Source organism: Serratia sp. PL7 (assembly GCF_945957435.1).
The window spans coordinates 1-14,091 of sequence record NZ_CAMFLB010000022.1 but is presented as its reverse complement, the minus strand read 5'-3'; the positions used below and the strand labels follow the sequence as shown (position 1 = coordinate 14,091).

Below are 14,091 nucleotides of genomic sequence, written 5' to 3'. Positions count from 1 at the left end.
ATGAAACCGCTGTTGTTGATGCAAACCGGTGATGCACCGCAGATGATCCAGCAGGAGCAGGCCAATTTTGAGCAGATGTTCCTAAAACAAGGGAATATCGATGCAGATCGCGTGCATATCGTGCACGTCCTTGCCGGTGAGACACCGTTGCCCCCAGAAGATTACTGCGGAGTGGTGATCACCGGTTCAGCAGCTATGGTGACCGAACGGCTTCCCTGGAGCGAACACTCAGCGGAATGGTTGCGCCAGGCAATGCAAATCAATCTGCCGATCTTTGGCGTGTGCTATGGCCACCAGCTTTTGGCTTATGCGCTGGGCGGCGAGGTGGGTTACCACCCGCAGGGCATGGAGGTTGGCACTCTCGAGATCGAGTTATTACCCGCTGCTCGCTCAGATAAGCGTATGGCTCCCCTGCCTGCGCGCTTCAACGTGAACCTGATCCATGCGCAAAGCGTATTAACGCCGCCGCCAGGGGCTGAAGTGCTTGCTCGCTCGCAACAGGACGCCTGCCAAATCCTGCGTTACGGCGATAACGTCCTGACCACCCAGTTCCACCCGGAATTTAACGGGGCGATCATGCAGCGCTACCTGAGCTGGCTCAGCGAGTTGGAACCGGCCAAGCAGAAAATTTATCAGCTTAAACAACAACAGGTTAGCGATACGCCATTCAGCCAGCAGTTACTGCAAGACTTTGTCGCCAGCCTTGGGGCCCAGCAGCCATTGGCCGGAGTCGGTTAAGGTTGGCCACCATAATCTGTTATCCGGGGCGCTAGACGCCCCGCGATTATTTGGCAAATAGCCATAAACGCCAAATGTTATGACGATCACACAAATGTAAACAGCATGTTATCAATCATTGATCCATGCAGGTAATTTCATCTTCTCCCCTTTTCAAGATCCCCCGTTTACTGAATACTGGCATAGCAAACATACTTAGTTACAGATATGACGATAAGTTGCCCGGCCACGTTTCAGCCGAGGCGCAGCAATCTGTACATCACATTCTCAGGGAGCGGAAACGCAAGAGCATCATGAATAAACTATTACTACGCATCACTCAGGGCAGCCTGGTTAAGCAAATATTGATCGGCCTGGTAGCGGGCATTGTGGTGGCACTGGTTTCGCCAGCCGCCGCCACAGCAGTTGGCCTGCTCGGCTCGCTGTTCGTTGGCGCGCTGAAGGCGGTGGCACCGCTGCTGGTGTTGATCTTGGTCATGGCTTCCATCGCCAACCATAAGCAGGGCCAGAAAACCAACATCCGCCCCATCCTGTTCCTTTACCTGTTAGGCACCTTTGCTGCCGCACTTACTGCCGTATTGGTCAGCTTTATTTTCCCTTCCACGTTGGCACTGGCCGTGGGCACCACCGACATCAACCCGCCGGGTGGCATCGTTGAAGTGCTCAAAGGCTTGCTGATGAGCGTGGTGGCGAACCCATTCCATGCGCTGATCAACGCCAACTATATCGGCATCCTGGCCTGGGCTGTGGGGTTGGGGCTGGCACTTCGCCATGCCTCTGATACTACCAAATCGCTAATCACCGACATGTCCCATGCCGTGACCATGGTGGTTCGTGCGGTGATCCGCTGTGCGCCGCTGGGTATCTTTGGCCTGGTGGCGTCAACCCTGGCCGATACCGGCTTTAGCGCGCTGTGGGGCTATGCCCAACTGCTGTTCGTGCTGATAGGCTGTATGCTGCTGGTAGCGCTGGTGCTGAACCCGCTGATCGTTTACTGGAAGATCCGCCGCAATCCTTATCCACTGGTGTTCACCTGCCTGCGCGAAAGCGGTGTTACCGCCTTCTTTACCCGCAGCTCCGCAGCCAACATTCCGGTGAATATGGAGCTGAGCAGAAAGCTGAATCTGAACGAAGATACCTATTCGGTTTCTATCCCTCTGGGGGCGACCATCAACATGGCCGGTGCTGCAATCACCATCACCGTGCTGACGCTGGCTGCGGTTCATACGCTGGGCATTCCGGTGGATGTGCCGACTGCACTGCTGTTGAGCGTGGTGGCTGCGATTTGCGCCTGTGGGGCTTCCGGCGTAGCCGGTGGTTCACTGCTGTTGATCCCGCTGGCTTGCAACATGTTCGGCATTCCTAACGAAATTGCGATGCAGGTCGTTGCCGTCGGCTTTATCATCGGCGTACTGCAGGACTCGGCAGAAACCGCGCTCAACTCCTCCACCGACGTGCTGTTTACCGCAGCGGCCTGTCAGGCGGAAGACCAGCGTTTAGCCAATGAAGATCCGCTGAAAGTTCGCTAAGTCCCCTCACCCCAACCCTCTCCCACAGGGAGAGGGAGCTGAGAGTCTCTGCTCTGTTGGAAGAATGGAGGAAATCTCAGCAACCTGCACTTTATTGCTTAACTGGCTGGCGCCCCTCTGAAACGGACGCCTTTTTTTCGACCGCAAAAGGATCGATGCCGCGCAGTTGCAGGCGGCGGAAGCGGATGATGTTGAAACCGTTCATCAGCAGGAAACTGCCTTCAATCAGCGAGCCCCCGATCGAGCCAAGCCAGATGTTGTGGGTAACCCAACAGGCCGTTGAGCACCACATTACGCAGCGGGTGGTCAAACCGCGGGTGCGGAACAACGCCCAGGTGCTGACGGTTGTACCGCAGATCGGGAGTATTTCGATCCAGTGGTGAAAGCGGGATAAACCGATGATGAGCGTGAGGCAGATAAAGATCCACATCACCCATAGGCTGCGAGTCTTCATCGAGACCAGGTTGCGGCAGGCGCTAAGCAGAGCGCTACTCCCTGCTGCATTCGCCCCCATCAGGATAAAATGGATGCCGATAATCAGGCTGTAGCCCGACAGCTGCAGTTTGAAACGCTGGTCATCGCGATTAAAAAAGCTGGTGATGCCTACCAAAAAAGCCAGCACGCCAACGGACTGCGCAAACCAATAAAACGTCATTAGGGAGATCCTGGGGCGGAAGTAGCAAGGCGTTTAAAACAAAACGCCGTTTTATGCTACTCCCGCCGGCTAGGCTTTACAACGTGACACCGCTTTTAAAGATCGCCAACTCGCGGAAATCATTCACTTCATTACGCGCCGGTGCGCCATCGGCAATGTCCACGATCAGATCGACAAACTGCTCCAGCATCTGTGCCATCGGCAAGCCGTGGATCAGGCGGCCTGCGTCAAAATCGATCCAGTGCGGTTTCTTCGCCGCCAGCTCCGAGTTGGTCGCCAGCTTCACCGTTGGCACAAAGCCACCGTAAGGTGTCCCCCGCCCGGTGCTGAACAGCACCATATGGCACCCGGCTCCCGCCAGCGCGCTGGTAGCGACCGCATCATTGCCCGGCGCACTCAGCAGGTTCAGCCCCGGCAAACGCAGACGCTCACCGTATTTCAACACGTCCACCACCTGGCTCTGCCCGGCTTTTTGGGTGCAACCCAGAGATTTCTCTTCTAACGTGGTGATGCCTCCAGCCTTGTTGCCCGGTGAAGGGTTCTCGTAAATCGGTTGGTCGTGGGCAATAAAATACTGTTTGAAGTCGTTGACCATGCTGACGGTTTTTTCAAAGGTGTCTTCATCGCGGCAGCGGCTCATCAGAATGCGTTCGGCACCAAACATTTCTGGCACTTCAGTCAGCACCGTGGTGCCGCCGTTGGCAATCACATAATCCGAGAAGCAGCCCAATAACGGGTTGGCTGTGATCCCTGATAAACCGTCCGATCCCCCACATTCCAGGCCAAACTTCAGCTCGCTGAGCTTGCCCGGCTGGCGGCGATCGTCGCGCATAATCTGGTATAATTCATGCAAATGTGCCAATCCGTCGGCAACTTCATCATCCTGTTGCTGGCAGACCATAAAACGCACGCGCTGTTCATCAAACTCACCCAAGGTAGTGCGGAAAGCATCCACCTGGTTGTTCTCACAGCCCAGGCCAATCACCAGAACAGCACCAGCATTGGGGTGACGCACCATATTTTGCAGCATGGTGCGGGTATTGTCATGATCCTGGCCGAGCTGTGAGCAGCCGAAGGGATGGCTGAAAAGATGCACGCCGTCGATCCCCTCTGCTTCCCCGGTTTCCTTCAGAAAACGTTGCAGGATCTGGCGAGCGATGCCGTTCACACAGCCCACGGTCGGGATGATCCACAGTTCGTTGCGGATCCCTACCTCACCGTTGCTGCGGCGGTAAATCTGTACCTCACGATCTGCCGCCTGCGCCGGTAAGGTCTGGAACTCCGGTTGATACTGATAGCTATCGAGATCGCTCAGGTTGGTTTTGGCATTTTGCGAATGGATATGTTCGCCCGCAGCGATAGCCACCAGTGCATGGCCGATCGGCAAGCCGTACTTGACGATCATCTCACCGGCAGCGATCGGCTCAAGGGCAAACTTGTGCCCCCGAGCTACATCTTGCGCCAGTGCGATCGCCTGCCCTTCCCAGACCGGCTGCTCACCAGCCGCCAAATCACACAGTGCGACTGCCACATTATCTTTTGCATGGATCTTTATGATGCTTTGCATAAACCAACCTCGAGCTAAAACTACGCTAATTCGATAGCGAAATAGTGTTTGGCATTGTCGAAGCAGATGTTTTTCACCATCTCACCCAGCAACGCAATATCCGCCGGTGCTTCGCCATCTTCCACCCAGCGGCCAATCATCTGGCACAGGATACGGCGGAAGTATTCGTGACGCGTGTACGAAAGGAAGCTGCGGCTGTCGGTCAGCATGCCCACAAAGCGGCTAAGTAGCCCAAGCTGTGCCAACTGCGTCATCTGGCGCTGCATACCGTCTTTCTGATCGTTAAACCACCAGCCTGAACCAAATTGGATCTTGCCCGGCGTACCTTCGCCCTGGAAGTTGCCGACCATGGTGCCGATCACTTCGTTATCCCGTGGGTTCAGGCAGTAAAGAATGGTCTTCGGCAGCGCCCCCTGCTTGGCCTGAGCATCCAGCAGGCGAGACAGTGATTCGGCTACCGGCTGATCGTTAATCGAATCAAAGCCAATGTCCGGGCCGATGGTAGTGAACATCCGGCTATTGTTATTACGCAGTGCGCCGATGTGATATTGCTGCACCCATTCGCGGCGCTGATATTCGGCAGCCAGGAACAGCAGGACGGCGGTCTTGAACTGGGCAACTTGCTGTGGCGTTGGCAACTCCCCGCTGAGACGCTGAGCCAGGATCTTATCTAATGTGGCCTCATCGGCCTCGCCGTACATCACCACGTCTAACGCGTGATCGGAAACCTTACAACCGTGAGCGGCAAAGTGATCCAGGCGTTTTTTCAGCGCATCGCACAAATCGCTGAAGCGGTTGATGGAAGTATCTGCGGCGGCTTCCAGCTGTTGCATATAGTCATTAAACCCAGCGGCTTCAATATTGAAGGCCTTATCTGGGCGCCAGCTTGGCAAGACTTTGATATCGAAGCTGCTGTCGGCGGCGATGGTTTGATGGTGGCGCAGATCGTCGATCGGATCGTCGGTGGTGCCCACCATTTTCACCTTCATCTGTTTCATGATGCCGCGAGCGCTGAAAGCCTCCTGCGACAACAGTTCATTGCCGCGCTGCCAGATTTCATCTGCGGTAGTCGGGGAGAGCAGCTTGCCGGTGATGCCAAACGGACGGCGCAGTTCCAGGTGCGTCCAGTGATACAGCGGGTTGCCGATGGTATGCGGCACCGTTGCCGCCCAAGCATCAAATTTTTCACGGTCAGAGGCATCGCCGGTGCACAGGCGTTCAGCCACGCCGTTGGTGCGCATCGCGCGCCACTTATAGTGATCGCCCTTCAGCCAGATATCGTACATGTTCTTAAAACGAGTGTTTTCGGCAATCTGTTGCGGTGGCAGATGGCAGTGATAGTCGAAAATAGGCTGATCCGCTGCATAGTCGTGATACAGGCGGCGGGCAAATTCACTGTCTAACAAGAAATCATCGCTCAAAAACGTGGCCATATGGGTTCCTCACCTTTTTCCTGGCTAGCCTTGCTGTCAACTTTTGCAAAGTTATCACACCAATTTATCATAGAGTCTAGCTAAATTTCACCTTGGTTAACCCATCATTACGGCCTCCAAGCGCCTATCCAGACGACCCCCATTAAACCAATGCCTTATGATGGCAAGCATTATCACTTAAAAAAATAATGGTTTTTGTGATATCACTCAACTTTTAAATCTGTATGACAAGTTATCTTCTCGCCACCCTGCTACTGGTTTATAACCACGGTTCAATGGCAATGCGCAGGACGGCGTCGGTAAGCGGAATACCGGCAACCAGATGAAAGGGAATCACCACCATGACCGCCACAGGCTTGCCGGTGGCCGAAATTTTTAGACTGGGAGAGATTTGGGATGCGTAAAATTAAAGGCTTACGCTGGTATATGATCGGCCTGGTGACTATCGGCACCGTGCTCGGTTATCTGACCCGCAATGCGATGTCCGTCGCAGCCCCCTCGCTGGAAGGTTCACTGGGGATCACGACCCAACAGTATTCCTATATTGTTGCCGCCTATTCAGCCTGCTATACCCTGATGCAGCCCGTTGCAGGTTATATCCTTGACGTGCTCGGCACTAAAATCGGCTATGCGATGTTTGCCATCCTGTGGGCCATCTTCTGTATGGGCACCGCGCTGGCCAACAGCTGGGTCGGCCTGGCGATGGCCCGTGGTGCGGTCGGTATGGCCGAAGCAGCGATGATCCCTGCCGGGCTGAAAGCCAGTAGCGAATGGTTCCCAGCCAAAGAGCGCTCCATCGCGGTGGGTTACTTTAACGTCGGCTCCTCGGTGGGCGCGATGCTCGCTCCTCCGTTGGTGGTCTGGGCGATTGTGGCGCACAGCTGGGAAATGGCGTTTATCATTACCGGTGTCTTGAGCCTGATCTGGGCCATCTGCTGGCTGATCTTCTATAAGCACCCGAAAGACCAGAAGAAACTCAGTACCGAAGAACGCAGCTACATTCTGGATGGGCAGGAAGCGCACCACCAGACCAGCAATGCCAAGAAGATGTCCGCCTGGCAGATCCTGCGTAACCGCCAGTTCTGGGGTATAGCGCTGCCGCGTTTCCTGGCAGAACCCGCCTGGGGAACCTTCAACGCCTGGATCCCGCTGTTTATGTTCAAGGCTTACGGCTTTAACCTGAAAGAAATTGCCATGTTCGCCTGGATGCCGATGCTGTTCGCCGATTTCGGCTGCATCCTGGGTGGCTATCTGCCGCCATTCTTCCAAAAGCATTTCGGCGTCAACCTGATCGTCTCACGCAAACTGGTGGTCACCCTGGGCGCAGTGTTGATGATCGGCCCAGGCATGATCGGCTTGTTCACCAGCCCTTATGTCGCCATTGCCTTACTGTGCATCGGGGGCTTTGCCCACCAGGCACTGTCCGGTGCGCTGATTACCCTGTCGTCGGACGTCTTTGGCCGCAACGAAGTCGCTACCGCCAATGGGCTGACCGGGATGGCCGCCTGGACGGCGAGCACCATGTTCGCTCTGGTGGTCGGCGCATTGGCTGACACCATGGGCTTCAGCCCGCTGTTCGCCGCCCTGTCGGTGTTCGATATCCTGGCCGCCATCGTGATCTGGACCGTGCTGCAAAACAAGCCGGTTTCCGAGCTGGAACAGGAACGATTACAAACGGCAGATGCCAGCAGCTAACCCCCACAGCCCGGCCTTTGTGCCGGGCTTTTCGCATCTGACTCGCTAGCAGCTACAACGGATAAGTGGTATAACAGGTCCTATGGCATTACGCCCTTCTACCACCGAGTATTCACTATGGAATTCACTGAAACCAGACGCCTTTATCAGCAATTGGCCGCCGAGCTAAAACGGCGCATTGAGGGCGGGGTCTACCCGGTCGGTGAGAAACTGCCAGCCGAGCGTTATATTGCAGAAGAGATGAACGTTAGCCGCACCGTGGTGCGTGAGGCGATCATCATGCTGGAGGTGGAAGGTTACGTCGAAGTGCGCAAAGGCTCGGGCATCCATGTGATCTCCAACCAGCAGAAGCACCTGGTAGTACCGGGTGAAAGCCTCGAATTCGCTACCTCTGGGCCTTTTGAACTGCTACAGGCACGCCAGTTGATCGAAAGTAACATCGCCGAGTTCGCCGCCACCCAGGTGACCAAGCAGGATATTGTCCAACTGATGGAGATCCAGGAGCAGGCGCGCAAAGAGGATCGCTTCCGCGATTCGCAGTGGGATCTCAAATTCCACGTGCAGGTCGCGCTGGCGACTCAGAATACCGCCATGGCTACCATTGTGGAAAAAATGTGGGCCCAGCGTGTCAGCAACCCTTACTGGATCAAACTGCACGAACATATCGATGAGCGTTCCATTGCCAGCTGGTGCGACGATCACGATGAGATCCTTAAAGCGCTGATACGTAAGGATCCTCACGGTGCCAAACTGGCCATGTGGCAACATCTGGAAAACACCAAGCAGATGCTGTTCAATGCCACCACCGACGATTTCGAATACAACGCCGATCGCTACCTGTTTGCCGAGAATCCGGTGATCCATTTGGATAACATGGCCAGCACCACCAAATAGGGTTTTGGCGTCAAGAAATCGCACCGAATGTCAGGTATTGTAAAAACGGCTGAATCGATCCCGGTACAGCCGCCCACTGCGCGATATTTCCCCAGCGACCACGTAGATTTCCCTGTTGCCAATCGTGCTATTTTGGTAGAGTTAGCCCACTTTTTTATCGACTGACTTTGGGGTGGAACGCGAATACATGCGCTGGTTGTTTGCCATGCTTATTGCTCTTTCCTGCTGGACCGGTTCGGTCTCCGGCCCAAAGCTCTATGCAGCACAAACCGCAGCCTTAGCCTCCGCGTTAAGTGCTCAGGCATTATTTGATGAGCATGTGGTTTCCCCCTACGATCAGGATTACCGTCCGCACAGTGAACTCCGCCGCAAGCCCCTTAGCAAACTACTGCTGTCTTTGCCCCGGATGCATTCCTATCCCAGCTCGTTGCAGGCCCCGTCCCAATCGGTTCCGGCCTATACTTTAGCAACGGATCTGGGCTACCGCCTGTGGCCACAACCGCAGGCAGATAACCCAGCCCCTAACCGGTTGCGGCAGGTCAATTGGACGCTGAACTTCCCGCAGCAACAAAGCAGGCTCGGGGGTTGGAAAGAGAGCAATATACTTTACCGTGGCTCGCTAACGTATCACTCATGATCCGGTGTCGCCCCGTTTTACCCTATGGATTTCAAGTTGCAGCAAGTGCAGATAACAACGCTGCAACTTGAAAGACGACGGGTATAGAACCAAAGAATAAAGCAACACCGTTCATCATCTTCAGCAGCCAGGGCCCTCCGCGAGCTTACCGCCCCCAGCCGCTGAACGAAAATAACAATGACGTTTTTAGGAACACCGGATGGATATCATTAAGCAACTGTTGGATGCCTTATGGCAGCAAGACTTTGAAACGCTGGCCAACCCCTCGTTGGTCTGGACGCTGTACGTCTTGCTGTTTATGATCTTATTTCTGGAAAATGGCCTGCTGCCCGCCGCCTTCCTACCGGGTGATAGCCTGCTGATCCTGGTCGGCGTCCTGGTCGCCAAAGGCACCATGAATTTCCCGGTGACCATTCTTATCCTGACCACCGCAGCCAGCCTGGGGTGCTGGGTTAGCTACATACAAGGCCGATGGCTAGGCAATACGCCGACGGTGCAGAGTTGGCTAGCTCATCTACCGGCCCATTACCACCAGCGTGCTCACCAGTTGTTCCACCGCCATGGCCTGTCGGCTCTGCTGGTTGGCCGTTTCCTGGCTTTCGTCCGTACGCTGTTGCCTACCATTGCCGGGCTGTCCGGTTTGAGCAACGCACGCTTCCAGTTCTTTAACTGGATGAGCGGCTTGCTGTGGGTTCTGATCCTGGTATCGGTCGGTTTTGCCCTCGGGAAAACCCCGATGTTCCGCAAGTATGAAGACCAGTTGATGTTCGGCCTGATGATGCTGCCACTGGTGCTACTGGTCGTCGGGCTGGTCGGTTCTCTGGTGGTACTGTGGCGCAAAAAGCGCGCCGATCGTGCAGGGAAAGACGCGTGATAGCCAAACGCCCACGCTGGCAATACGCACTGATGCTTTCATTGCTACTGCTGGCATTGGCCTCCGTGCTGGCGCCGTACATCTTGCGTACGGAAAACGAGCTGCGTATTCACGTGGTTCAGCAGGGTTTATCGTTGCCAGATGGTTTTTATGTCTATCAGCGCCTGGATGAACGCGGTATCCGCATCAAAAGCATTACGCCGGACGGCGATGGCCTGGTGATCCGCCTGGATTCCCCTGAACAGCAGTTGCTGGCCCGTGAGGCCCTGGAAAACATCCTGCCCCCCGGTTACACCATTGCCCTGAACGAGTCTCCTCTCCCCGGCCGCTGGGTGCGTAAATTTGCACGCCCGCCACTTAATCTGGGATAATCCCTTTCTCATTTAAGGGATTATCTTAGCCGTCGTTACATCCGGCTAATCGGGCGCAGCATACAGCGCCCCTACATTTGGGGTTCTACGCAATTTGTGACTATGCTGATTGTCTGCATGGGTCAGCCGCGTAGGCCACCTGTCGCACTGCCCCTTGGGCAGCAGGAAACCGGGAGCATCCTTGTGATCTCCCAGCATTAAGGAATTGAAATCATGAAATTACGCCACACATTGTTACTGGCCATCCCCCTGTTCACTTTTTCTGCGCTTTCACAGGCAGCGGTCGAGACTTGTGCCAGCAAAGCCCAAGATATCCAGACACAGATCGATTATGCCACTAAGCACGGCAACAGCCACCGCGTGGCAGGCCTGCAGAAAGCCCTGAGCGAAGTACAGACCCACTGCACCGAGGCCGGTTTACAAGCCGATCGCCAGAAGAAGATTGCTGATAAGCAGGAGAAAGTGGCCGAGCGTGAGCAGGAGCTGAAAGAGGCTCAGGAAACCGGCAAGGCAGATAAAATCGCCAACAAGCAGAGAAAGCTGGCAGAAGCCCAGGCAGAGCTGAAAGCCGCGCAGGCCGAATAATTTTTATATTAGCGGATTTATCGCTAAGAGCCCCATCTGGCGGGATTTTACCAACCGATAATGACATTGGTTAGTGATATCCACCGGGGATAAGCCCTTTGCTTAAGTGAATAAATCCGCTATGTTAAAAGTCTGTCGAAGTTAATGTTAAGGAGTTATCGAAATGGCACATGATTCACATGCAGAAAATTTACGCGCTGAACTGAAGTCCCTGGCCGATACGCTGGAAGAAGTGCTGAACTCTTCCACCGATAAACCTAAAGCTGAACTGGACAAACTGCGCTCCAAAGCAGAAGGCGCACTGAAAGAAACCCGTGCCCGTCTGAGCGATGCCGGTGACAAACTGGCTCACCAAACCAAGCAGATGGCTGGCCAGGCCGATGATTACGTGCGTGAAAACCCGTGGACTGGTATCGGTATCGGCGCTGCGGTTGGCGTGGTGTTAGGCGTTCTGCTCGCGCGCCGCTGATTATGGCAGAGCAGCCGCAAACGCGCGCACAGGGCCCCGGTAAAGGGGTCCTGGATATCGCCCAACGGATTGTCACCATTATGGTCGGCATGGTGGAAACCCGGGTGCGTCTGGCCGTGATCGAGCTGGAAGAGGAGAAAGCCAACCTCATTCAGTTGCTGATGATGGCGGGGCTTACCCTGCTGTTTACCGCCTTCGGCCTGATGAGCCTGTTAATCCTCATCTTCTGGGCCATCGACCCCGCTTATCGCCTGATGGCGTTGGGCACGACTACCGCCGTTCTGCTGTTCCTGGCCGTTGTGGGCATCGTCTGGACATTGTCCAAGGCTCGCCGTTCGACACTGTTAGGGGCAACACGTCAGCAATTGGAACTCGACCGTGCTGAACTGGAGGAGAAACATGAATCGCCGCCAGTACCGTGAACGCAGAAAAGAGCAACTCATCCGGCAGATCCAGCAGCAACGCCTGGATCTGACCGCCAGCAAAAGCCAGTGGCTACAAAAAACCGAATCCTTCGATCGCAGTTGGCAGACCTTGTATGGGCTGCGTAAATATATGGCTATCGGTTCCAGCGTGATCGCGCTGTACGGCATACGCCATCCTAGCAAGTTGATCCGCTGGTCACGGCGGGCGCTCAGCGTCTGGGGCACCGTTCGTCTGATCCGTAACGCCCTTCCCAAAAAATAACCGCGCTGTAACAAGTTCAATTATCCCGTTGGTAATCCCTTTTATTTGCGTGGATTTTATCCAAATACGCCTTATTAATCGTTAATTGAATGATTTATAACTACTTTTATAGATTTTTTAATATTCAGATTTTTTGAAAAATTACGACAGTTTTACTTGCTAACAACCTGCAGCATTCCCGTCTAACATTCACTCCATCAACCGGACATGGCAGCTACAAGGCCCCCTGGCGGTACCAATGCCAAGATTGGCAAGCAACAACACTTTTTGGAGTTAATGATGAAGAAATTAGAAGATGCAGGTTTGCTGGTTGCTCGTATTCTGATGCCAATCCTGTTTATCGTTGCAGGTTACGGCAAAATGGGTGATGCCTATGCTGGCACCCAACAATACATGCAGTCGATGGGTGTACCTGGCTTCTTGCTGCCACTGACCATCCTGCTGGAGTTCGGCGGTGGCCTGGCAATCCTGTTCGGCTTCCTGACCCGTACCGTGGCGCTGTTCACTGCCGGTTTCACCATCCTGACCGCGCTGCTGTTCCACACCAACTTTGCAGAAGGCGTGAACCAGCTGATGTTTATGAAAAACCTGACCATTGCCGGTGGTTTCATCGTGCTGGCGGTTGCAGGCCCTGGCGGCTTCAGCATTGACCGCATTTTGAACAAAAAGTGGTAAACTTATAAAGCATACCCTATGGATTTCAAGCTGCGGCTTGAAAGACGACGGGTATAAAGGCTCGGCTCTTCACGCCGGGCCTTTTGACTTTATCTCTCAGACACATTGGAGGATCTCATGGGACAACTCGTTGATGGCGTTTGGCAAGACACCTGGTATGACACCAAATCCACCGGGGGCCGTTTCAAGCGTTCAACCTCTCAGTTTCGCAATTGGGTCACTCCAGATGGCGCTGCGGGAGAGCATGGCAAAGCAGGTTTCAAAGCCGAGCAAGATCGCTACCATCTGTATGTTTCCCTGGCTTGCCCTTGGGCACACCGTACGCTGCTGATGCGCAAATTGAAGGGGCTGGAGCAAATCATCCCGGTTTCCGTGGTGCATCCGCTGATGTTGGAAAACGGCTGGACCTTCGGCCAGGATTTCCCGGCAGCAACCGGCGATGCGCTGTATCACTCCGATTTTCTTTACCAGCTCTATCTACGGGCCGATCCGCAGTACAGCGGCCGCGTTACCGTGCCAGTGCTGTGGGATAAACAGCAGCAGACCATCGTCAGCAATGAGTCTGCCGATATCATCCGCATGTTCAACAGCGCTTTCGACGCCGTCGGCGCACGGGCTGGAGATTACTACCCGGCAGAACTGCGTGAGAAGATCGATTCACTCAACGGCTGGATTTACGATTCGGTGAACAACGGGGTGTACAAGGCCGGTTTTGCTACCAGCCAGGAAGCTTATGACGAAGCGGTGAACGGCGTGTTTGCCTCATTGGAGCGGCTTGAGCAGATCCTCGGCCAACACCGTTATCTGACCGGTGATCGACTCACCGAGGCCGATCTCCGCCTGTGGACTACACTGATTCGTTTCGATCCGGTCTACGTCACCCATTTCAAATGCGACCAACGCCGCATCAGCGACTATCTCAACCTTTACGGCTTCCTGCGCGATATCTACCAGATGCCAGGGATTGTCGAAACGGTCGATATGGCGCATATCCGCAACCACTATTATCGCAGCCATGCCACCATCAACCCGCACGGGATCATTTCGATCGGCCCCGCGCAGGATCTGGATGAACCCCACGGGCGCGATGTGCGTTTTGGTTAATTGCAGATTGCTGTGAGTCAGGGGATCCGGTCATCGCTGTTCCCCTCACCCCATCCCTCTCCCACAGGGAGAGGGAGCCGTCCGGTGACCTTGGTGGGCCCGTGTAGCTTCAAAAAGTAGGGATTAAAAACAAGAAAGGCAAGGTATTACGCTGAGCAATTAACGACCTCGAGCGGTC

16 protein-coding genes are annotated in these 14,091 nt (G+C 54.7%); 13 read left to right on the top strand and 3 right to left on the bottom strand.

The features are described from left to right. Together N6G83_RS42570 and sstT are read left to right on the top strand one after the other, a co-directional pair. A complete protein-coding gene (locus N6G83_RS42570) occupies positions 1-738 on the top strand; it encodes a glutamine amidotransferase (protein WP_211136513.1) in 738 nt (245 codons plus the stop codon). Positions 739-1,031: 293 nt separating this feature from the next. Further along, entirely contained in the window at positions 1,032-2,267 is a 1,236-nt protein-coding gene (sstT, locus tag N6G83_RS42565; protein WP_211136514.1) for a serine/threonine transporter SstT, read from the top strand. Between the two features lie 91 nt (positions 2,268-2,358). Here sstT and N6G83_RS42560 read toward each other — a convergent pair whose 3' ends face one another. From N6G83_RS42560 to uxaC, 3 genes are all read right to left on the bottom strand, one after another. Then, complete coding sequence (locus N6G83_RS42560) at positions 2,359-2,922, bottom strand: YgjV family protein (protein WP_211136515.1); 564 nt, start codon at positions 2,920-2,922, stop codon at positions 2,359-2,361. Between the two features lie 76 nt (positions 2,923-2,998). Further along, positions 2,999-4,489 carry a UxaA family hydrolase gene (locus tag N6G83_RS42555; protein ID WP_211136516.1) on the bottom strand — a complete coding sequence of 497 codons (1,491 nt, stop codon included), beginning with the start codon at positions 4,487-4,489 and terminating at the stop codon, positions 2,999-3,001. Between the two features lie 20 nt (positions 4,490-4,509). Then, the gene (gene uxaC / locus N6G83_RS42550) at positions 4,510-5,922 is read right to left on the bottom strand and encodes a glucuronate isomerase (protein ID WP_074031548.1); all 1,413 of its coding nucleotides are present in this window, start codon (positions 5,920-5,922) and stop codon (positions 4,510-4,512) included. Positions 5,923-6,318: 396 nt separating this feature from the next. On the opposite strand from uxaC, the gene N6G83_RS42545 reads away from it, so the two are divergent. From N6G83_RS42545 to N6G83_RS42495, 11 genes are all read left to right on the top strand, one after another. Then, positions 6,319-7,617, top strand: a complete 1,299-nt coding sequence (locus tag N6G83_RS42545) for an MFS transporter (protein WP_024528181.1) — start codon at positions 6,319-6,321, stop codon at positions 7,615-7,617. Between the two features lie 117 nt (positions 7,618-7,734). Beyond that, on the top strand, positions 7,735-8,511 hold the full coding sequence (gene exuR, locus N6G83_RS42540) for a transcriptional regulator ExuR (RefSeq protein WP_024528180.1): 777 nt from the start codon (positions 7,735-7,737) through the stop codon (positions 8,509-8,511). Between the two features lie 187 nt (positions 8,512-8,698). Next, positions 8,699-9,148 (top strand): hypothetical protein, encoded by a 450-nt coding sequence (locus N6G83_RS42535; RefSeq protein ID WP_024528179.1) that lies wholly within the window; start codon positions 8,699-8,701, stop codon positions 9,146-9,148. 199 nt (positions 9,149-9,347) lie between these two features. After that, positions 9,348-10,022, top strand: coding sequence for a DedA family protein (locus N6G83_RS42530; protein ID WP_024528178.1), 675 nt, complete (start codon positions 9,348-9,350; stop codon positions 10,020-10,022). Then, complete coding sequence (gene mzrA, locus N6G83_RS42525; RefSeq protein WP_211136518.1) at positions 10,022-10,393, top strand: EnvZ/OmpR regulon moderator MzrA; 372 nt, start codon at positions 10,022-10,024, stop codon at positions 10,391-10,393. The genes N6G83_RS42530 and mzrA overlap by 1 nt, the downstream gene beginning before the upstream one ends. A gap of 213 nt (positions 10,394-10,606) precedes the next feature. Beyond that, positions 10,607-10,978: a DUF1090 domain-containing protein gene (locus N6G83_RS42520; RefSeq protein WP_024528177.1), complete on the top strand. Its 372-nt coding sequence runs from the start codon at positions 10,607-10,609 to the stop codon at positions 10,976-10,978. A 163-nt stretch (positions 10,979-11,141) separates the two neighbouring features. Then, positions 11,142-11,447: a YqjD family protein gene (locus tag N6G83_RS42515; protein WP_021180656.1), complete on the top strand. Its 306-nt coding sequence runs from the start codon at positions 11,142-11,144 to the stop codon at positions 11,445-11,447. Between the two features lie 2 nt (positions 11,448-11,449). Further along, on the top strand, positions 11,450-11,869 hold the full coding sequence (locus N6G83_RS42510) for a phage holin family protein (protein WP_024528176.1): 420 nt from the start codon (positions 11,450-11,452) through the stop codon (positions 11,867-11,869). After that, entirely contained in the window at positions 11,847-12,134 is a 288-nt protein-coding gene (locus tag N6G83_RS42505; RefSeq protein WP_024528175.1) for a YqjK-like family protein, read from the top strand. The genes N6G83_RS42510 and N6G83_RS42505 overlap by 23 nt, the downstream gene beginning before the upstream one ends. 279 nt (positions 12,135-12,413) lie before the next feature. Then, positions 12,414-12,809 (top strand): DoxX family protein, encoded by a 396-nt coding sequence (locus N6G83_RS42500; RefSeq protein WP_024528174.1) that lies wholly within the window; start codon positions 12,414-12,416, stop codon positions 12,807-12,809. Positions 12,810-12,926: 117 nt separating this feature from the next. After that, entirely contained in the window at positions 12,927-13,913 is a 987-nt protein-coding gene (locus N6G83_RS42495) for a glutathione S-transferase family protein (protein ID WP_024528173.1), read from the top strand. Positions 13,914-14,091 lie beyond the last annotated feature (178 nt).

Excerpts from the sequence above, each read along its gene's own strand:
- N6G83_RS42570 (WP_211136513.1), top strand. The coding sequence starts at position 1 with ATGAAACCGCTGTTGTTGATGCAAACCGGTGATGCACCGCAGATGATC.
- sstT (WP_211136514.1), top strand. The coding sequence starts at position 1,032 with ATGAATAAACTATTACTACGCATCACTCAGGGCAGCCTGGTTAAGCAA.
- N6G83_RS42560 (WP_211136515.1), bottom strand. The coding sequence starts at position 2,922 with ATGACGTTTTATTGGTTTGCGCAGTCCGTTGGCGTGCTGGCTTTTTTG.
- N6G83_RS42555 (WP_211136516.1), bottom strand. The coding sequence starts at position 4,489 with ATGCAAAGCATCATAAAGATCCATGCAAAAGATAATGTGGCAGTCGCA.
- uxaC (WP_074031548.1), bottom strand. The coding sequence starts at position 5,922 with ATGGCCACGTTTTTGAGCGATGATTTCTTGTTAGACAGTGAATTTGCC.
- N6G83_RS42545 (WP_024528181.1), top strand. The coding sequence starts at position 6,319 with ATGCGTAAAATTAAAGGCTTACGCTGGTATATGATCGGCCTGGTGACT.
- exuR (WP_024528180.1), top strand. The coding sequence starts at position 7,735 with ATGGAATTCACTGAAACCAGACGCCTTTATCAGCAATTGGCCGCCGAG.
- N6G83_RS42535 (WP_024528179.1), top strand. The coding sequence starts at position 8,699 with ATGCGCTGGTTGTTTGCCATGCTTATTGCTCTTTCCTGCTGGACCGGT.
- N6G83_RS42530 (WP_024528178.1), top strand. The coding sequence starts at position 9,348 with ATGGATATCATTAAGCAACTGTTGGATGCCTTATGGCAGCAAGACTTT.
- N6G83_RS42520 (WP_024528177.1), top strand. The coding sequence starts at position 10,607 with ATGAAATTACGCCACACATTGTTACTGGCCATCCCCCTGTTCACTTTT.
- N6G83_RS42515 (WP_021180656.1), top strand. The coding sequence starts at position 11,142 with ATGGCACATGATTCACATGCAGAAAATTTACGCGCTGAACTGAAGTCC.
- N6G83_RS42510 (WP_024528176.1), top strand. The coding sequence starts at position 11,450 with ATGGCAGAGCAGCCGCAAACGCGCGCACAGGGCCCCGGTAAAGGGGTC.
- N6G83_RS42505 (WP_024528175.1), top strand. The coding sequence starts at position 11,847 with ATGAATCGCCGCCAGTACCGTGAACGCAGAAAAGAGCAACTCATCCGG.
- N6G83_RS42500 (WP_024528174.1), top strand. The coding sequence starts at position 12,414 with ATGAAGAAATTAGAAGATGCAGGTTTGCTGGTTGCTCGTATTCTGATG.
- N6G83_RS42495 (WP_024528173.1), top strand. The coding sequence starts at position 12,927 with ATGGGACAACTCGTTGATGGCGTTTGGCAAGACACCTGGTATGACACC.